The organism is Massilia niastensis DSM 21313, from assembly GCF_000382345.1.
Classification (GTDB): Bacteria; Pseudomonadota; Gammaproteobacteria; order Burkholderiales; family Burkholderiaceae_D; genus Telluria; species Telluria niastensis.
Genome location: NZ_KB908116.1, coordinates 39,777 through 59,535, shown reverse-complemented (window position 1 = coordinate 59,535; position 19,759 = coordinate 39,777). Strand labels below are relative to the sequence as shown.

The following is a 19,759-nucleotide window of genomic DNA, read 5'->3' as shown; positions in this document are numbered from 1 at the left end:
CAGTTTGCCATTCGATCCATCGAGCAGCATGCAATCAAGCTTGGCTTTGGCAACGTCTACACCCAGGTAAAACATGAATTCTCCTTGTATTCTCGATCATCACACTCACTCTCCTTGTGCATGCAGGGTCATTGCCCTTGGCTACCGTCCAGTGTTGGATATGGTGTGAGAATGAGGTGAAGGGCTTGATCTACGTTACAAGGTCGGGCCTTCAGGGTGGGCTCAAGCTGGTCTTCACCTCGATTGGCGGTAGCTAACCACCAATATGATCAAGATACAAGGGTGGGCGGATTCTCCGCCCACGCGTTCAACGAACGCCGGCACTGCTGCGACTGTGCGAACGCCAACAATCACCGCGTGGGCGGCGGAACCGCCCACCTACTTGCGGCCGGCTTTCGGCTTGGCCTTGATGGTCGACAGGATCGACGGCCTGGTCTTGCCCGACGCGGCCACGACGGCGGCCGGCGCACGCTCGCTGCGGCCGGAGGCGCCGGCGCCAGCGCGTGCGCCCGTACCGGCGCGCGGCGCCGCCGGACCGCGCTTGGCGGTCTCGCGTTCCGACATCGGCACATTGCCCGGCACCACGCGCTTGCGTTCGCCGGCCTGGCCCTGTTCCTCGGAAGGATGCCAGGCCGGGATCAGGTGGCGCTCGCCATTGCCGATCAGGTCGCCACGGCCCATCTTGATCAGGGTCTCGCGCAGGACCGGCCAGTTGGCCGGATCGTGGTAGCGCAGGAAGGCCTTGTGGGCCTTGCGCATCTTGCCGCTGCGCGCGGTCTCGACGACTTCGGAATCCCCGGTCACCTTGGCCAGCGGATTCTTGCGCGTGTGGTACATCGTGGTCGCCATCGCCATCGGGGTCGGCGTGAAGGTCTGCACCTGGTCGAGCTTGAAGTTGTTCTTCTTCAGCCACAGCGCCAGGTTCAGCATGTCTTCCTCGGTACAGCCCGGGTGCGCCGCGATGAAGTAGGGGATCAGGTACTGCTTCTTGCCCGCTTCCAGCGAAAACTTCTCGAACATCCGCTTGAATTCGTCATAGGCGCCGATGCCCGGCTTCATCATCTTGGACAGGGTGCCCTGCTCGGTGTGCTCGGGCGCGATCTTCAGCAGGCCGCCCACGTGGTGGGTGACCAGTTCCTTGACGTATTCCGGCGAGCGCACCGCGAGGTCGTAGCGCAGGCCCGAACCGATCAGGATCTTCTTAATGCCAGGAATCGCGCGCGCCTTGCGGTACAGCGAGATCAGCTTGCTGTGGTCGGTGCCCAGGTTGCTGCAGATGGTCGGGTAGACGCAGGACAGGCGGCGGCAGGATTCCTCGATCTTCTTGTCCTTGCAGGCCAGGCGGTACATGTTCGCGGTCGGGCCGCCGAGGTCGGTGATGGTGCCGCCGAAGTTCTTGGTGGTGTCGCGGATCAGTTCGATCTCGCGCAGGATCGAGGGCTCGGAACGACTCTGGATGATGCGGCCTTCGTGCTCGGTGATCGAGCAGAAGGTGCAGCCGCCGAAGCAGCCGCGCATGATGTTGACCGAATAGCGGATCATTTCCCAGGCCGGGATATGGGCCTTGCCATAGCTCGGGTGCGGATTGCGCGCGTACGGCAGGTCGTACACGTTGTCCATCTCGTCCATGGCGAGCGGCAGCGGCGGCGCGTTCAGCCAGACGTCGCGGTCGCCGTGCGCCTGCACCAGCGCGCGCGCATTGCCCGGGTTCGATTCCAGGTGGAACACGCGCGAGGCGTGCGCGTACATCACCGGATCCTCGGACACGGTTTCGAAAGAAGGCAGGCGCACCACGGTCTTGCGCGCCTTTTCGCGCGCGGCGGCCTGGCGCTGTTCGCGCGTCATGATGAGCACCGGCTTGACTTCGGGCTCGGGCCTGGCGTTCTCGGTGGCGCAGGCCTTGGTGTCTTCCTGGGCCATCGCATAGGGATTCGGATGGACGTCGATGCGGCCCGGCACGTCCACGCGGGTGGAATTGTGCACGCTCCATTCGGCGTCCGGCAGCCAGCCCTGCGGCACCAGGAAGGCGGTGCCGCGCAGGTCGCGGATGTCCTTGATGTTCTCGCCGGCGGCCAGGCGGCGCGTGACGTCCACCAGCGCACGCTCGGCATTGCCGAAGATCAGCAAGTCGGCTTTCGATTCGAACAGCACCGAACGGCGCACCTTGTCGGACCAGTAGTCGTAATGCGCGATGCGGCGCAGCGAGGCCTCGATGCTGCCGGCAATCACCGGCACGCCCGGGAAGGCTTCGCGGGCGCGCTGGCAGTACACCGTCACGGCGCGGTCGGGGCGCTTGTTCGGCTCGGCGTTCGGGGTATAGGCGTCGTCGGAACGGATCTTGCGGTCGGCCGTATAGCGGTTGACCATCGAGTCCATGTTGCCGGCGGTAACGCCCCAGTACAGGTTCGGCTTGCCCAGCGCGCGGAACGGCTCGACCGAGGTCCAGTCGGGCTGGCTGATGATGCCGACCCGGTAGCCCTGCGCTTCCAGCAGGCGGCCGACCAGCGCCATCCCGAAGCTCGGGTGGTCGATGTAGGCGTCGCCGGTGATCAGGATGATGTCGCACGAATCCCATCCCAGCTTGTCCATTTCGGCGCGGGTCATCGGGAGGAAAGGCGCGGCGGGAGCGCGGCTGGAACGCTTGGCAACGTTCGCGAAAAGATTGGCTGGGGAGTTCATTGGCCGGTATTTTACCGGAAAACCGCTTTCGGGGCGCCGCCGGCCCCGAAAAATGGCTTAAAATCAATGACTTGTGGCTAGATTCCCATATTCGACAGCATATTGCCGAGCTCGCGCAAGGCAGGCGCCATGCGCGGATGACGGACCGCGAAGCGGGCCGCCAGTTCCTGGGTGCGCGAGGCCAGGCCATAGGTGTTGCTGTCGAGCTCCTGTTCGGCGCGGCGTTCGAGCACCCGGTTGATGTCGCCGTCGAGCTGGCGCAGCAGCATCTGCAGTTCGGTATCGACCTCGCCGGTCTCCTGCAGGTGACGGTGCAAGGTCTTCAGGTGCGCTTTCAGGTTCGCATCGTTATCGTTTTGCATCGTGTCCTCCATGGGTTGCCACGGTTTGATTGTACGGCATGCGGAGGAGGAAGCAGAACACGGCTGTGGGCCGAGGGTGGCGATAATTTACCGCCGCTCGAACGCGTGGGCGGAATCCGCCCACCCTAGGTAGCGTAGGCGGGTCTCCGCCTACGCGGTGATACGCGCCGGCCGCGTTGCACGGCCGGCGGATACGTCACTTGGCGGTCAGGCCACGGCGCTCCAGCAGCGGCTCGATCACCGCATCCTTGCCGCGGAAGTTGCGGTACATCTGCATCGCATCCAGCGTACCGCCGCGCGACAGCAGCATCTTGCGGAAGTGGTCGCCGTTCTTGCGGGTCAGGCCGCCGTTGGCCTTGAACCACTCGACGGTGTCGGCGTCCAGCTTCTCGGCCCACAGGTAGCCGTAGTAGCCGGCCGAGTAGCCGCCCGAGAACACGTGCGAGAAGTAGGTGGTGCGGTAGCGCGGCGGCACCAGGGCGAAGTCGACGCCGGCCTTCTTCAGCGCCTCAGCCTCGAACGCCAGCACGTCGGTCGGGATCTGCGATGGGCTCAGCTGGTGCCAGGCCTGGTCCAGCAGCGAGGCCGCCAGGTACTCGGTGGTGCGGAAGCCTTCGTTGAACTGCTGCGAAGCCTGCACCTTGTCCAGCAGTTCCTTCGGCATCGGCTCGCCGGTCTGGTAGTGCTTGGCGTAATTTGCCAGCACTTCCGGCCAGGCCATCCACATCTCGTTCACCTGCGACGGGAACTCGACGTAGTCGCGCGGCACGCGCGAACCCGAGAAGCGCGGGTACTTCACGTTCGAGAACATGCCGTGCAGCGCGTGGCCGAACTCGTGGAAGGTGGTGCGCACCTCGTCGTAGGTCAGCAGGGTCGGCTCGCCGGCGGCCGGCTTGGCGATGTTCAGGTTGTTGGCGATGACCGGCTTCTGGTTCAGCAGCTTGTTCTGGCCGACCCAGGCATTGGCCCAGGCGCCGCCGCGCTTGTTCGCGCGCGCGTACGGGTCGAAGGTGAAGATCGCGAGCTGCTTGCCGTCGGCGTCGAACACGTCGAACACGCGCACGTCCTCGTTATAGGCCGGCAGGTCCTTGCGCTCCTTGAAGCTCAGGCCGAACTCCTTGTTGGCGGCGAAGAACACGCCATCCACCAGCACGCGGTTCAGCTCGAAGTACGGACGCAGCTGGCCGGCGTCGAAGGCGTAGCGCTGCGAGCGCACCTTGTCGCTGTAGAAGGCCCAGTCCTGCGCGGCGGCCTGGAAGCCGCCCTTCTCGGCATCGATCACGTTCTGGATCTCGGCCGCTTCCTTCTTCGCATTGTTCACCGCCGGCGTGGCCAGTTCGGCCAGCAGGCTGTTGACGGCCTGGGTGGTCTTCGCGGTCTGGTCTTCCAGCATGTAGGCCGCATGGTTCGGGTAGCCCAGCAGCGCGGCGCGCTCGGCGCGCAGCCTGGCGATCTTCAGCACCACCTCGCGGTTGTCGAATTCGCTGCCGCGGCTGCCGCGCACCAGCGAGGCGGCCAGCAGCTTCTCGCGGGTGGCGCGGTTGGTCAGCACCGACAGGCCGGCCTGGCCGGTGGTGTTCACGACCGGGACCACGAACTTGCCTTCCAGGCCGCGCTTCTTCGCTTCGGCGGCGGCGGCGTCGATCGCCTTGTCCGACATGCCGGCCAGTTCGGCGCGGGTGTCGACCACCAGCGCCGAGGCGTTGGCTTCCTTCAGCACGTTCTGGCTGAACTGGGTCTGCAGCGCGGCCAGCTGGCCGTTGTACTCCTTCAGCTTCTGCTTGTCGGCATCCGACAGCCTGGCGCCGGCGCGCACGAAGTCGGTGTGGTAGCGCTCGAGCAGGTAGGCCGATTCAGGGTCCAGCTTCAGCTTGCCGCGCTTGTCGTACAGCGTCTTGATGCGCTGGTACAGCCTGGCGTTCAGGCGGATCGCGTCGCCGTGGGCGGACAGCTTGGGCGCCAGGTCCTTGTCCAGGGCGATGATGGTGTCGTTGGTGTACGAGCTCGACAGGGTGCCGAACACGGTGCCGACACGGCTCAGGAGCTGGCCCGAGCGCTCCATCGCGACGATGGTGTTCTCGAAGGTCGGCGCGGCCTTGCTGTTGGCGATCGCCTCCATTTCGGCGGCCTGCTGGCGCATGCCCTCGGCGTAGGCCGGCGCGAAGTGCTCGTTCCGGACCTTGTCCCAGGCCGGGTAGTTGAGCGGCAGGCTGCTCTTCTGTGCGAACGGGTTCGACGCTTCGAGCTGCGAGGCGGGAGCGGCATACGCGAAGTTGGCGACCGCGACGCTCGCGGCGGCAACCAGCATGATGTGTGGACGATTCATGGTGTCTCTGGTGGGTAGGGGTACTGCGAACAACACGCCGCCGGCGCACGCCGCTCGTGGCGGCGCGGCTGGCGGCGCAAAAAAATCAGTTGCCGGTCAGGCCACGGCGTTCCAGCAGCGGCTCGATGACGGGGTCGCGGCCGCGGAAATTGCGGAACAGGTCCATGGCCTCGGCGGTGCCACCGCGCGACAGCAGGGTCTTGCGGAAGTGGTCGCCGTTCTTGCGGGTCAGGCCGCCGTTCGCCATGAACCACTCGACGGTGTCGGCGTCCAGCTTCTCGCTCCACAGGTAGGCGTAGTAGCCGGCCGAGTAGCCGCCGTTCATCGAGTGCGAGAAGTAGGTCGAGCGGTAGCGCGGCGGCACCGGCGCGAAGTCGACGCCCGCATCCTTGAGCGCCTTCGCTTCGAAGGACAGCACGTCGGTCGGGATCTCGCTCGGCTTGAGCTGGTGCCAGCGCTGGTCGAGCAGCGAGGCGGCCAGGTATTCGCTGGTCATGTAGCCCTGGTTGAACTTCTTCGACGCGACCACCTTGTCCAGCAGCGCCTTCGGCATCGCTTCACCGGTCTTGTGGTGCTTCGCATAGTTGGCCAGCACTTCCGGCCAGATCGCCCACATCTCGTTGACCTGCGACGGGTACTCGACGAAGTCGCGCGGCACGCTGGTACCCGAGAAGTGCGGATACTTCACGTCCGAGAACATGCCGTGCAGCGCGTGGCCGAACTCGTGGAAGGTGGTGCGCACCTCGTCATAGGTCAGCAGGGTCGGCTCGCCGCTTGGAGGCTTCGGGATGTTCAGGTGGTTGCCGACCACGGGTTTGCGGCCCAGCAGGTGCGACTGCGACACGTATTCGTTCATCCAGGCGCCGCCCTGCTTGTTGCCGCGGGCGTAGGGGTCGAACAGGAAGATCGCGAGCTGCTTGCCGTCGGCGTCGAACACGTCGAACACGCGCACGTCGGGGTCGTACACCGGCAGGTCCTTGCGTTCCTTGAAGGTGATGCCGAATTCCCTGGTCGCGGCGAAGAACACGCCGTCCACCAGCACGCGGTTCAGTTCGAAGTAGGGGCGCAGCTGGTTTTCGTCGAAGTTGTACTTGGCGGCGCGCACCTTGTCCTGGTAGAACGGCCAGTCATGCGAGGCGACCTGGAAGCCGCCCTTGCCGGCATCGATCAGCTTCTGGATCTCGGCCGCTTCCTTGCGCGCGTTGTTCACCGCCGGCTTGGCCAGTTCGGCCAGCAGCCCGTTGACGGCGGCCGGGTTCTTGGCGGTCTCCAGCTCCTGCGAATACGCGGCGTAGTTCGGGTAGCCCAGCAGCGCGGCGCGCTCGGCGCGCAGCCTGGCCAGGCGCAGCACCAGCTCGCGGGTATCGAACTGGCCGCCGCGGCTGCCGCGTCCCAGCGAGGCCGCCATCAGGCGCTCGCGGGTGGAACGGTTGGTCAGCGAGGACAGCGCCGGCTGGCTGGAGGTGTTGGCGATCGGGATCGCGAACTTGCCCTTCAGGCCGCGCTTCTCCGCCTCAAGCGCGGCGGCGCTGATCTCGGCTTCGGACATGCCCTCCAGTTCCGCGCGGGTGTCGACCACCAGCGCCGAGGCGTTCGCTTCCTTCAGCACGCGCTGCGAGAAGTCCGACTGCAGCGAAGCGATCTCGCCGTTGTAGGCCTTCAGCTTCTGCTTGTCGGCATTCGACAGGTTGGCGCCGGCGCGCACGAATTCCTTGTAGTAGCGCTCGAGCAGGAAGGTCGACTCGGCGTCCAGGCCCAGGCTGGCGCGCTTGTCGTGCAGGGTCTTGATGCGCTTGAACAGCTTCGGATTCAGGAAGATCGCGTCGTTGTGCGCCGCCAGCTTGGGCGACATCTCGCGGTCGACCGCGTCCAGCTTGTCGTTGGTGTTGGCGGTCTGCAGGTTCGAGAACACCGCGGCGACACGCGCCAGCAACTGCCCGGAACGCTCCATGGCGACGATCGTATTGTCGAAGCTCGGGGCTTTCGCATTGTTGGCGATCGCTTCCACTTCGCGCAGCTGCGCGCGCATGCCCGCCGCATAGGCCGGCAGGAAGTGATCGTCCTTGATCTTGTCGAAGGCCGGATAGTTCAGCGGCAGGCTGCTTGGCTGGGCAAACGGATTGGCGGCGTCGAGGGCAGGCGCGGATGGCGCCGCGACCGCTGCATGCGCAAGGGCGATGCTGGTAGCAACGATGAGCAATTGTGGACGGTTCATGGAATCTTTCTCGGACACTAGGGAAGGAGCTGCCGGGCAAGCTCGACAGCTGTGCGCGCAGATCATAGCAGGCTTGATATGCTCCGTCACAAGAAAAAATCGGCATGCATACGTGTATGGACGAGCGTCCAGACAGCCCGTGAATACAGGCGATATTGACAGATATGCACCTCCAGGAACCGCACTCCGCAGCCTTCCCGCGGCCGCCGTGCTAGCATCGGCGGGCCCCGCATTTTCCGAGTAGTTTCCACACCTTCCACACCTTCATGGACTCCCCTGCATCCACTTCCTTCGACGCCATCGTGGTCGGCACCGGCCCCGGCGGCGCCAGCGTGGCGCGCGAACTGGCGCGCGCCGGCAGCCGCGTGCTGATCCTGGAACAGGGCGGCGCCGCCCCGCTCAGCGGCACCTTGCAGCAGATGGCGTCCATGGCCGCGGTGCCGGGGCGCGCCGCCTTCATCCACCGCGACGCCTCGCTGCTGGTGAGCGGCGCCACCCTGGGCGGCAGTTCCGCCGTCAATTTCGCCACCGCCGCGCCGCCCCCGCCGGCCCTGTTCGCCGCCTGCGGGATCGACCTGGCGCCGGCGCTGGCCTCCCTGCGCGCCGAATTGCCGATGGCGCCCCTGCCCGACCGCCTGGTCGGCCCGATGGCGGCGCGCATCGCCGGGGCGGCGCTGGCGGCGGGCCTGGACTGGCGCCGGCTCGACAAGATGATCCGGCCGCAGATCTGCCGCAGCGGCTGCTGGCGCTGCGTGTACGGCTGCCCGTTCGGCGCCAAGTGGACCGCGCGCGACCTGGTCGAGGAAGCCGTGCGCCACGGCGCGCAGCTGGCGGCGCGCCGCCGCGTCACGCGCGTGCTGCTGGAAGGCGGGCGCGCCCGCGGCGTCGAACTGGTCCGCGACGGCAGGGTGGAAACGGTGCGCGCCCCGCTCGTGGTGCTGGCCGGCGGGGGAATCGGCAGTCCGCGCATCCTCCACCAGAGCGGCCTGGCGCCGCGCCATGCGCCCTTCTTCAGCGATCCGGTGGTGGCGGTGATGGGCAGCGTGGACGAAGACCTGGGCGGCGCCGAAGTGCCGATGGCGGCCGGCGTGCACCTCGAGGAGGATAGCGTCGCGCTGGCCGACCTGACCCTGCCGCGCCCGATGTACCAGGCCTTCGCGGCCCAGGTGGGACGCTTCGACCGCCTGTTCGCGCATGCGCGCACGCTGTCGGTCATGGTGAAGATCCGCGACGAGATCGGCGGACGCATCGGTCCGCGCTGGGCCGACAAGCGGCTGGCGCCGTCGGACCGGGAGAAACTGCGCAAGGGGGTGGAACTCGCGCGCGGCGTGCTGGCGCGCGCCGGCGCGCGCCACGTGTTCAGCACCTGGCATTTCGCCGCCCATCCCGGCGGCAGCGTGCGCATCGGCGCGGGGGTCGACGCCGACCTCGAAACGAAGGCGGCGGGCCTGTACGTGTGCGACGCCTCGGTGATCCCGCAGCCCTGGGGCTTGCCGCCCACCCTCACCCTGCTGTGCCTGGGCACGCGCCTGGGCCGGCACCTGGCGACGCGCGGCTGAGCCGCGGGGTTCCCGGGAAGACGGTCAGTAGTGCGGCGGCCGTTCGTTGAGCGGCGCCTGCCCCGCTTCCTGCAGGTTGCGCACATGGTCGGCCAGCTTGGCCACCATGGCCTCGAGCTGGTCGATGCGGCGGCCCTGCTGGTAGATGGTCTGGTTCAAGGTTTCCACCAGGTCTTCCTGGTGGGCGAGCTTGATCTCGATGTCGACAAAGCGATCTTCGTGGTTCACGGCAGCTCCCGCGGCAAAGCCGGCATTATGCCAGCCATGCCGCGCTTGCACGGGTTCAGCCGCCCGGCGGCGACCACGGCGTGTAGTCCATGCCCTGGCCGACCAGCTCGATCACCGCCCCCTTGTTCTCGACGCTTTCGCTGAATTCGACCAGGACTTCGGCGCGGCTGGCGATCTTGATGCTGTTCAGCCAGAAGGCAAAACCGCCGCTGTCCGGCGCGCGATCGAGCACGTTGCGATAGAGGTTGGTGATGAACACTTCGTCGGTCGGATCGACGCCGAACTTGGTGTCGAATTCCGGATGCGTGGTGAACTCGTCGGCAATTTGCAGCAGCGATGCGCCATGTTCCATGCGCCACATCCAGTAGCCGAGACCGCCCTCTTCCGCCGGGCGGTCGAAGGTCGCCTTATACAGGCGATAGATCTGGCCGGCCACGCCATCGACGTCGAGCGCCGACCAGCCGTCGCTGAACTGGATGCGCTCGACATCGAACAGCGCATCGACCTCGCCCGAGGCGCTGCGCACCACCGAGCCCCACACGCCTTTCGAGATCGCATAGTCGGCACGTGCGCCGGTATACACGGCCACGTCGAGACCGCCCTTGCCATCGATCGCACTGTTACCCGGCTGCATGGCAAATACCTCGTTGCCGCCGCTGCCGTTCACCCCGGCGCTGCTGTTGATCGTCATGGCGAAGCGCCCGGAGCCGCTGGTGGCGTTGCCGGCCTTGTCGACCGACGCGATGCCGACCTCGTAGTCGCCGTTCGGCAGCGGCGTCGAATTCAGGGTCCAGCGTCCGTTGGCGCCCACCGTCGCCTGTCCGATCTCGGTGAAGTCGCTGGTGCGGAACAGCTGGATGACGGTGCCCGCTTCGCCGGTGCCGCTGAACACCGGCTGGTTGTTGCCCGCTCCCAGCACCACGCTGCCGGTCGGCACGCTCGGCGCGCGCGAGTCGACGCTGAAGGTGGCGAAGGCGCTGGGGGCCGAGACCACGCCCGCGGCATCGGTGGCGGTGGCATGGACCCGGTAATTCTCGCCATCGGGCAGCGCATTGGCGACCACCTGCCACAGGCCGTTCGCATCGGCCGTGGTGGTGGCGATCACGGTCGTGCCCAGGTAGACGCGAACCGTCGAGTCGGCTTCCGCCGAGCCGCTGACCAGGGGCTTGTTACCGAACGCGTAATGATTGCCGTTCTGCGCCACGGCCACCGTGGGCGCCGCGACGACGCCATTCACGGCCGCGCGCTCGACGGTCATGTCGGCGAACTGGAAGATTTCCACCCCAGCCAGGGTGTCCGTACCGTCCGTGCCGCTCGCCACCATCGTCCCATCGGCCTGGGTCCTGAACGTGTAGGCGCTGCGCAGGCCGCCGAACACCACCGTATCGATACCTTCTCCGCCATTGATCATGTCGTTGCCTCCATTACCTTGCAGGGTGTCGTTATGAGATGTGCCCGTCAGGGCGTCGGCGCCTGCCGTGCCGGCGAGATAGCGCGCACCGCTCGCGCTATTGATGCCGAGGGCGCCGCCCAGGCCGTCGCCGCCGTAGATCCAGTTGAGCGCCGCGATGTCGTACTGGCTGTACTGCGCATGCGCGCCGCCCGCGGAGTCGTACGACATCAGGGTATTGCCGGTGTTGTCCTGGCTGTCGGGCAGGCGGATGTCGTCCTCGAACGGGTGCTTCAGGCCGAGCGCATGGCCGAGCTCATGCAACAGCGTCTCGTAGCCCTGCGAGCCGGGCGCGAGGTTGGCGTTCTGGGCGCGCCATTCGACCTTGTCGAGGTAGACATAGGCGTCGGCGTCGTAGCTGATGATCTCGTTGGTGCTCGGGTTGTAGCGGTAGCCGGCCTTCCAGCTGCACAGGCCGACCGTGCTGCTGCTTTCGATATCGACACTGCACAGGTGGATCTGCGCATCGGCGCCGTTGACGGTTTCGACGAACTGGATGCCGGTCAGGCGCGAGATGTAGTCGAACGCGCCACGCGTGGCGCCCTGCTGCGCCAGCGTGAACGCTTCCTGTCCGGTGCGGCCCTGCTCGTTCCCGGAAGCCACCGAGAACGTGTAGTAGATCGTATTGCCCGCCGGCGTCAGGTAATTCCAGTCGGGACCTTCGTCCAGCAGGGCGTCGATGTGGTTCAGCCCCGAGGTCGGGGTGGTGTTGAGTTCGGAAACGGTTGCCATGATTGTTTTACGCGACAGCAACAATTGCTGTGTGAAATCTCTGATGAGCAAGTATTTCCTGCTCAGCAGTTCAAGTCAAACGGCAACGTTCAATCGTGCGCACCCCTTGTCAGGGCTTCAAGGCTTCCGCGCAACACCTAGTTCGGCACGGGTTTCGGTGTTGCCAGCAAGGCTTTCAAGTTCGCCAAGCGTTCCTTCGGCGTCATTACCTCGGTCTCTTTCGGCGGCGCATCGCCGACGTCGAGCGCCATCTCCTTGATGAAGCGCGACGGGTCGCAATTCACCAGTTCGCCCGCGCGCTTGCGGCGCTTGCACCAGGTGATGTGCAGGGTGCGCTGGGCGCGCGTGATCCCGACGTACATCAGGCGCCGCTCTTCCTGGATGCGGGCCGCGATCGACTCGACCGAGGCGTCCGGATCGCCCTTGTGCGGCAGGATGCCCTCCTCGACCCCGACCAGGTAGACGTGCGGATACTCCAGCCCTTTCGAGGCATGCAGGGTGGACATGCGCACCGCGTCCTGTTCCTCGTCCTGCCCTTCGAGCATCGACATCAGGGCCACCATCTGGGTCAGTTCCAGCAGGTTCTTTTCCTCGCCGTCGCGGTCGCGTCCGCCGCGCCCGCGCTCCTTCAGCCAGTTGGTGAACTCGAGCACGTTCTGCCACTTGCCCTGCGCTGCACGGTCGTCGAAGTTCTCGTACAGGTAGTGCTCGTAGTTCATCTCCTTCATCATGTCGTCGAGCACCTCGGCCGCGTTGTCGCCGCTGCCGGACGGGCCGGGACGGGTCGCGCGGTCTTCCAGCTCCAGCATGAAGCGGCAGAAGTCGCGCAGCGGCGCCAGCTGGCGCTCGGCCAGCTTGGCCTCGATGCCGCCCTTGCGCGCCGCCTCGAACAGCGAGCAGTTCCACTGCTTCGAGAATTCGCCCAGCGTCTCCAGGGTGGACATGCCGACCCCGCGCTTGGGCGTGGTGACGGCGCGGATGAAGGCCGGGTCGTCGTCCTGGTTCGCGATCAGGCGCAGGTAGGCGATGATGTCCTTGATCTCGGCCTTGTCGAAGAAGCTCTGGCCGCCCGACATCGTGTACGGGATGCGTTCCTTGCGCAGCGCCTGTTCGATCACGCGCGCCTGGTGGTTGCCGCGGTACAGGATCGCGAAATCGGACCACTTGTTCTTGCGCTGGAAATGGTCGGCCGAGATCATGATCGCGACCTGGTCGGCTTCCTGGTCGTCGTTCTGCATGCCCAGCACCTCGATCGGTTCGCCCAGCCCGTGCTCGGACCACAGCGACTTCTCGAACAGCTTCGGGTTGTTGCCGATGACCGCGTTGGCCGCCTGCAGGATGCGGGTGGTGGAGCGGTAGTTCTGTTCCAGCTTGATGACGCGCAGGTCGGGGAAGTCGACCTGCAGGGTCTTCAGGTTTTCCACCGAGGCGCCGCGCCAGGCATAGATGGCCTGGTCGTCGTCGCCGACGGCGGTGAACATCGGCTTCTTGCCCAGTCCCGTGACCAGCAGCTTGACCAGTTCGTACTGGCAGGTGTTGGTGTCCTGGTACTCGTCCATCAGCAGGTAGCGCAGGCGGCGCTGCCAGCGGTCGCGGATCGATTCGTTGTTGCGGAACAGCTCCACCGGCAGGCGGATCAGGTCATCGAAGTCGACCGCCTGGTAAGCCTGCAGGGTCGCCATGTAGCTGCGGTAGACGCGCCCGGCCAGGGCCTCCTCCTCATCGACCGCGTTGCGGATCGCATCCTCCGGGTCGACCAGGCCGTTCTTCCACAGCGAGATCGCGTTCTGGATGCCGCGGATCTCCTGCTTGTCGGTGGTCAGCGCCAGGTCCGAGACGATGGTGTAGCAGTCGTCGCTGTCCATGATCGAGAACTTGTCCTTCAGGCCGACCCCGGCCGCTTCCTGGCGCAGGATCTTGACGCCCAGCGAGTGGAAGGTCGACACCGTCAGCTGCTTGGCCTGCTTCGGCTGCTTGAGCAGCTTGGCGATGCGTTCCTGCATCTCGAGGGCGGCCTTGTTGGTGAAGGTCAGGGCCGCGATGGTGCGCGGATCGTAGCCGCGATCCTCGATCATGTAGGCGATCTTCTGGGTGATCACGCGCGTCTTGCCCGAACCGGCGCCGGCCAGCACGAGGCAGGGACCGTCGAGATAGAGCACGGCTTCGCTTTGCGGCCCGTTCAGGCCGAACTTCGGTGCATTGGACATGGGAAAGTTTTCAGCAGGATAGTTCGCCATTTTAACGATCTGGCGCCTGCACACGGGCATGCTGCGAGGAAAATATTCCGGAATGAACAGGAATGCAACACCGCCTCCCGGGACACGGAGGACGCGCAATCGGGTACCATTTGACCTTTGGAGCCGGCGCACGGCGCCCCTGCTTTTTTAGGATTTTTCGCAATGAAATTTGAACATCTCGTCGAGATCAACGATCCGCTCAATCCGCTGGCCGATACCATCTCGCGCGAACAGCTGTGGCACGGCCTGGTGCTGCGCGCCGAGTCCCCCACGATGTTCATGCCGCACCTGGACGCCTGCGACATCTTCGAGCGCGAAAGCGGCAGCTTCCGGCGCCGCCTGCGCTTCGGCGAACTGGTGATCGAGGACCGCGTGGTCCTGACCCCGATGCAGGAGGTGCGCTTCGATGTGCCGCCGCAGGGCGAGATCGCGGCGTCGAGCCTGCGCATGATCATCGAGGCCCCGACCAGCGCGATGCTGCTGGTGCGCTTCATCTACGACGACGGCCAGGGCGAGCACACCGACGAAGCCAACGTGATGTACGACGACTTCAAGAAGTCGGCCTACCAGGAAGCCGACGTCGACACCGTCCGCATCCTGCGCCAGCTTGCCTCCGAGGGCAAGCTGGACTCCAGCTACCTCAACTAACAGCCTGCCTCAGGTGCCCGGCTCGGTATCGGCCGCGTCGGTCTCGCCTTCGCCCTTGGTGAGATTCGACGCCAGGTCGCGCAGCGCGGTGCGCACGCCCTCCTCGATCACCGGGTGGTAGAACGGCATCTCGAGCATCTGGTCGACCGTCATGCACAGCTGGACGGCCCAGGACAGCGTGTGCGCCAGGTGCTCGGCGCGCGGGCCGATCATCTCGGCGCCCAGGAACTGCCGGGTGCCGTATTCGCCATACACGCGCAGCATCCCCTTGTTCTGCAACATCACGCGGCTGCGGCCCTGGTTCGCGAACGACACCATGCCGATCGCGAACTTGCGCTTGCCGCCTGCGCACAGGCTGCGGTAGTTCGCACCGAGGGTGGCGATGTTCGGCTCGGTGAAGGCGACCGAGATCGCGGCGCGGCGCAGGCCCGGGCGCACGTCCGGATAGCGCCCGGCGTTGTCGCCGGCGATCTTGCCGTGGTCGGCCGCGTCGTGCAGCAGCGGGCGCTCGTTGTTGGCGTCGCCCGCGATGAAGATATGGCTGTTCCCGCACTGCATGGTGCGGGTATCGAAGTGCGGGATGCCGTCCGGGCCGCGCTCCAGGCCCGTGTGCTCCAGGCCGATGTCGTGCACGTTGGGCCGGCGGCCGGCCGCCATCAGCACGAACTGGAAGCGCTCGGTGCTCTCCTTGCCGAGGGCGTCGCGCACCGTGAGCGCCACCTCGTCGCCGTCCTGCACCGCGCCCACCACCTCGGTCTGGAACTGGATGTCGAGTTCTTCGTTCAGGACCCGGGAGGCGGCGCGCAGCACTTCGGGATCGGTGATCTGGGCGATGCTGCCGCCGCGCGCGATCAGGCGCGTGCGCACCCCGAGCCGGCTCAGGGCCTGGCCCAGTTCCAGCCCGATCACGCCGGTGCCGATCACGGCCACCGAACGCGGCAGCTCGTCCCAGTAGAACACGTCGTCGCTGGTGACGATGCCGGGGCCGACGTTCTCGAGCTGCGGCAGGCGCGTCGGCGTGGAGCCGGTCGCGATCACGATGCGCCCGGCGCAGACTTCGGTATGGTCGTCGACCACCAGGGTGCGCGGGCCGGTGAAGCGCGCGTGGCCGCGCAGCTTGTCGGTGTCGGGCGTGGCGTCCACGCCCTCGACCACGAAGCCCACGAAACGGTCGCGCTCGCGCTTGACCCGGTCCATCACGGCGCGGCCGTCGATCCGCACTTCGCCCGCGTGCACGCCGAATGGCGCCGAAGACTGCATCACATGCGCCGCCTCGGCGGCCGCGATCAGGAGCTTGCTCGGCATGCAGCCGACGCGCGCGCAGGTGGTGCCGTACGGCCCGCTTTCGATCAGGACCACGCTGGCGCCCTGCGCCTTTGCCGCCCGGTAGGCGGTCATCCCGGCCGTGCCGGTGCCGATGATGGCGACATCCACATCCAGTTTGTTCATGCTTGTTCTCCGCTAGCTGTGCGTACATGACGATACGCTATTTTCGGGAGGGGGGCAGCGCGCCATTGATAGGGTGGGCGGCTCGGACATCAGTCCACTGGACTGATGTCCCCCACGCGTTCAACTACATGGTGCGCATCGTCCAGGCCTGCGCTGGCCGAACGCGTGGGCGGGAAACCCGCCCACCCTACTAAATGTCGAGAGGATCGACTTCCAGCGACCATTTGACGCGCGACTTCATCGCCCGCAGCAGCTCCACCCATTCGCGCAGGAAGGCCTGCAGCGCGGGGCGCGACGCAGACTCCACCAGCAACTGGGCCCGGTCGACATTATGCACCCGCGTCATCGTCATCGGGATCGGATCGTTGACAAGAATGCCACCCGCCGGCAGGCAGTCGCGCGCCTGTTCCAGGAACTCGATCGCGATCGGCAGCTCACGCGCTTCCGCACGCAGCAGGGCCTGGTACATGAAGGGCGGCAGGCCGGCCTCGCGGCGTTCGTCGAGCAGGCTGCCGGCGAAGCGCTCGTAGTCGTGGCGCATCACGGCGCCGTACAGCGGATGGCTGGCGTAGCGGGTCTGGACCAGCACTTCGGACACGGCGCCGCCGGCGCGGCCGGCGCGTCCCGCCACCTGCATCAGCTGCGCGAACAGGCGCTCGCTGGCGCGGTAGTCCTGCGAGAACAGCGCGGTATCGGGGTTCAGGATGCCGACCAGGGTCAGGTTCTTGAAGTCGTGTCCCTTGGCGACCATCTGGGTGCCGACCAGGATATCGACTTCGCCCCGGTGCACGGTCTCGAACGCGGCCTGGGCGCTGCCCTTGCGGCGCGTGGAGTCGGCGTCGATGCGCAGCACCCTCGCCTCGGGGAACATGGCCTGCAAGCCTTCCTCGACGCGCTGGGTGCCGCGTCCCAGCGGCTGCAGGTCGACGTTGCCGCAGGTCGGGCAGTGGCGCGGGATGCGCAGCTCCAGGCTGCAGTGGTGGCAGCGCAGCCGGTTCTCCGGCTTGTGCAGCACCATGAAGGCGGTGCAGCGGGTGCAGTTGCTGATCCAGCCGCAGGCGTCGCAGGAGATCACCGGGGCATAGCCGCGCCGGTTCAGGAACAGCAGCGACTGTTCGCCGCGCTCGAGGCGCTGGCGCAGGGCCTTCAGCAGCTCGCCGGTGAGGCCGTCGCGCGGGCGGTCGCGTTCGGTGTCGATCAGGCGCACGCCGGGCAGCACGGCGTCGCGCACCGCGCGCTCGCGCAGCTCCAGCCTGCGGTAGCGCCCGGACTGCGCATGGTGCCAGCTCTCCAGCGAGGGCGTGGCCGAACCGAGCACGATCGGGATGCCGAGCTGGCGCGCGCGCCACACGGCCAGGTCGCGCGCCGAATAGCGCAGGCCTTCCTGCTGCTTGTACGAAGGGTCGTGCTCCTCGTCGATGACGATCAGCTTCAGGTTCGGCAGCGAGGCCAGGATCGCCAGCCGGGTGCCGAGGATGATGCGCGCCTGGCCCTGGTGCGCGGCCAGCCAGTGCAGCATGCGCTCGCCCTCCGACAGGCTGCTGTGCAGGGTGGCCAGCATGACGCCCGGGAAGCGCGCGCTGATGTTGCCCTCCAGCTGGGGCGTCAGGTTGATCTCGGGGACCATGACCAGGATCTGGGCGGACGGATCGCGCGCCAGCACCTGGGCGCAGGCCTGCAGGTACACCTCGGTCTTGCCGCTGCCGGTCACGCCGTACAGCAGCAGCGGCGTGAAGCCCTCGGCCTGGCCGATGGCGGCGGCGGCCTCCTGCTGGGCGGGGTTCAGCACGGGCATGCCGGTGGCGGTGGCGTCCTGCACGGGATCGAGCCTGGCGAGCTTCTTCAGCGCGCGGTCGAGCGCCACGGTCTTGGGCACGCGCAGGTTCTTCGGCAGCCCGGGCAGCGCCACCTCGCCCACCGGGCGCTGGTAGTACTCGGCGGCAAAACGCGCCAGCGCGATCCAGCGCTCCGGCAGCGGCGACAGCTGGCTGCGCACGTCCAGCGCATCCTTGAGCTTTTCCGGCGGCACCTCGGTATCGTGCTTGATGGCAACGATCAGGCCGATCACCTCGCGCCGCGCGAACGGCAGCAGCACCAGTTGGCCGGCCTGCGGCTCTTCGCCCGGCTGGCAGGGCCAGCGGTAATCGAAGCTGCTGTTGAGCGGGGTGTCGAGCACCACCTCGAGGATGCAATATGCCAATCTGGGCCCTGTGCAAAACTGTGGAAAACTTTGTGAATAGCGTGGGACTTGACCCTGTTAAAGGTTTACGTTAGATCAAGTCGAAACTGAAAATACTTAAATTCAACTTTATTTTTCCCTTTTAATTCAAGTACTTACACAATGGCTTCCAGACCTGTTAACAACCCGGGCTGGAATGGCGTTGTTGTGCATAAGTAGGTGTTTTGTTTGGGAAAACTCGCTGCGCTGCGTCAAAAACTGAAGGCTTTACTTAAGGATCGCGGCTAAGTGCCGGTAAACGAAGCATTTTTCCCCATCGTTTCGGTATCTGTTGATAACTTTGTGAACAAGGGCGCGAAATTCAACGTATTCCGTGGGACAAGCTTGTGGCCGGACCGGCACGCGCCCTGGATGACATGCAAAAAACGCTTATGAATCATCGACTTGCACTTTTCGCCCGGCCCTAAAGATGTCCACAGAATTTTTTGAGCGTTTTGGCGAAGTTGTGAACAAGTAGGGGTTTTGTATTTGCCGGTGCACTCCAGCGCACCGGCAAAGGGGAGAACGACTCAGGCTGCGCGCTGCTTGCGGCTGAAGCTGTGCACAGCCTCGACCATGGCGCTGACCGATTCCGGCGGGGTGAATTGCGAGATGCCGTGGCCCAGGTTGAACACATGGCCATGGCCGGCGGAGGGGACGCCGTAGGCGCCCAGCGAGCGTTCGACTTCGGCGCGGATCTGCTCCGGATTGGCGAACAGGATCGCCGGATCGAGGTTGCCCTGCAGGGCCACGCGGTCGCCCACCAGGGCACGGGCGCGGCCCAGGTTGACGGTCCAGTCCAGGCCCAGCGCGTCGGCGCCGATGCCGGCCATCTCGTCCAGCCAGATGCCGCCGCCCTTGGTGAACACGATCGCCGGGATGCGCACGCCGTCCTTTTCGCGCTGCAGGCCATCCAGCACTTTCTGCATGGTACGCAGCGAGAATTCCTGGTAGGCGCCGTCGGCCAGCGCCCCGCCCCAGGAATCGAAGATCATCACGGCCTGGGCGCCGGCATCGATCTGGGCGTTCAGGTATTGCACGACGGCTTGCGCGTTGATGTCCAGGATGCGGTGCATCAGGTCCGGGCGCTGGTACAGCATCTTCTTGATGGTGTGGAATTCACGCGAGCCGCCGCCTTCGACCATGTAGCAGGCCAGGGTCCAGGGGCTGCCCGAGAAGCCGATCAGCGGCACGCGGCCGTTCAGGGCGGTGCGGATCTGGGTCACGGCCTTGAAGACATAGTCGAGGGAGTCCATATCAGGCACTACCAGCGCCTTCACCTGCTCCTCGGTGCGCAGCGGGCGCTCGAACTTCGGGCCCTCGCCGTCGGCGAAGTACAGCCCCAGGCCCATCGCGTCCGGCACGGTCAGGATGTCCGAGAACAGGATCGAGGCGTCCAGCGGGTAGCGGTCGATCGGCTGCAGGGTGACTTCGGTGGCGAAGTCCGGATTCTTGGCCAGGCCCAGGAACGAGCCGGCGCGCTCGCGCGTGGCGCGGTATTCCGGCAGGTAGCGCCCTGCCTGGCGCATCAGCCACACCGGGGTGTAGTCGGTCGGCTGGCGCAGCAGCGCACGCAGGAAGGTGTCGTTCTGGAGCGGGGCAAATTGTGGCATGGCAGGCAATCCGGACGAAGGGAAAACCTCTATTATCGCATCC

At 66.0% G+C, this 19,759-nt stretch carries 12 protein-coding genes; 2 read left to right on the top strand and 10 right to left on the bottom strand.

Annotation, left to right across the window (positions count from 1 at the left end; genetic code table 11):
• Window positions 1-378: 378 nt before the first annotated feature.
• From H162_RS0120965 to H162_RS0120950, 4 genes are all read right to left on the bottom strand, one after another.
• Entirely contained in the window at window positions 379-2,679 is a 2,301-nt protein-coding gene (locus H162_RS0120965; protein ID WP_026354900.1) for a YgiQ family radical SAM protein, read from the bottom strand.
• A gap of 77 nt (window positions 2,680-2,756) precedes the next feature.
• Entirely contained in the window at window positions 2,757-3,041 is a 285-nt protein-coding gene (locus tag H162_RS0120960) for a DUF4404 family protein (RefSeq protein ID WP_156885727.1), read from the bottom strand.
• A 196-nt stretch (window positions 3,042-3,237) separates the two neighbouring features.
• Entirely contained in the window at window positions 3,238-5,367 is a 2,130-nt protein-coding gene (locus tag H162_RS0120955) for a M3 family metallopeptidase (RefSeq protein WP_156885726.1), read from the bottom strand.
• Window positions 5,368-5,452: 85 nt separating this feature from the next.
• Entirely contained in the window at window positions 5,453-7,582 is a 2,130-nt protein-coding gene (locus H162_RS0120950; protein ID WP_040787821.1) for a M3 family metallopeptidase, read from the bottom strand.
• A gap of 266 nt (window positions 7,583-7,848) precedes the next feature.
• Here H162_RS0120950 and H162_RS0120945 point away from each other — a divergent pair, with 266 nt between their 5' ends.
• Window positions 7,849-9,141 (top strand): GMC family oxidoreductase N-terminal domain-containing protein, encoded by a 1,293-nt coding sequence (locus H162_RS0120945; RefSeq protein WP_020655456.1) that lies wholly within the window; start codon window positions 7,849-7,851, stop codon window positions 9,139-9,141.
• 24 nt (window positions 9,142-9,165) lie between these two features.
• Here the strand turns inward: H162_RS0120945 and H162_RS0120940 are convergent, their stop codons facing one another.
• The 3 genes from H162_RS0120940 to H162_RS0120930 all read right to left on the bottom strand — a co-directional run bounded on the left by H162_RS0120940 (window position 9,166) and on the right by H162_RS0120930 (window position 13,758).
• A complete protein-coding gene (locus tag H162_RS0120940; protein ID WP_020655455.1) occupies window positions 9,166-9,369 on the bottom strand; it encodes a SlyX family protein in 204 nt (67 codons plus the stop codon).
• A 55-nt stretch (window positions 9,370-9,424) separates the two neighbouring features.
• Window positions 9,425-11,551, bottom strand: a complete 2,127-nt coding sequence (locus tag H162_RS0120935) for a DUF4214 domain-containing protein (protein ID WP_026354899.1) — start codon at window positions 11,549-11,551, stop codon at window positions 9,425-9,427.
• Window positions 11,552-11,688: 137 nt separating this feature from the next.
• Entirely contained in the window at window positions 11,689-13,758 is a 2,070-nt protein-coding gene (locus H162_RS0120930) for a UvrD-helicase domain-containing protein (protein ID WP_020655454.1), read from the bottom strand.
• A 192-nt stretch (window positions 13,759-13,950) separates the two neighbouring features.
• Between H162_RS0120930 and H162_RS0120925 the strand changes: the two genes are divergently transcribed.
• On the top strand, window positions 13,951-14,436 hold the full coding sequence (locus tag H162_RS0120925; RefSeq protein WP_020655453.1) for an SRPBCC family protein: 486 nt from the start codon (window positions 13,951-13,953) through the stop codon (window positions 14,434-14,436).
• A gap of 9 nt (window positions 14,437-14,445) precedes the next feature.
• On the opposite strand, the gene H162_RS0120920 is transcribed toward H162_RS0120925, so the two are convergent.
• The 3 genes from H162_RS0120920 to hemE form a co-directional block, all read right to left on the bottom strand.
• Entirely contained in the window at window positions 14,446-15,885 is a 1,440-nt protein-coding gene (locus H162_RS0120920; protein WP_020655452.1) for a dihydrolipoyl dehydrogenase, read from the bottom strand.
• A 190-nt stretch (window positions 15,886-16,075) separates the two neighbouring features.
• Window positions 16,076-18,085 carry a primosomal protein N' gene (locus H162_RS0120915; protein WP_026354897.1) on the bottom strand — a complete coding sequence of 670 codons (2,010 nt, stop codon included), beginning with the start codon at window positions 18,083-18,085 and terminating at the stop codon, window positions 16,076-16,078.
• A 548-nt stretch (window positions 18,086-18,633) separates the two neighbouring features.
• Window positions 18,634-19,716 carry a uroporphyrinogen decarboxylase gene (hemE, locus tag H162_RS0120910; RefSeq protein ID WP_020655450.1) on the bottom strand — a complete coding sequence of 361 codons (1,083 nt, stop codon included), beginning with the start codon at window positions 19,714-19,716 and terminating at the stop codon, window positions 18,634-18,636.
• Window positions 19,717-19,759: the final 43 nt, after the last annotated feature.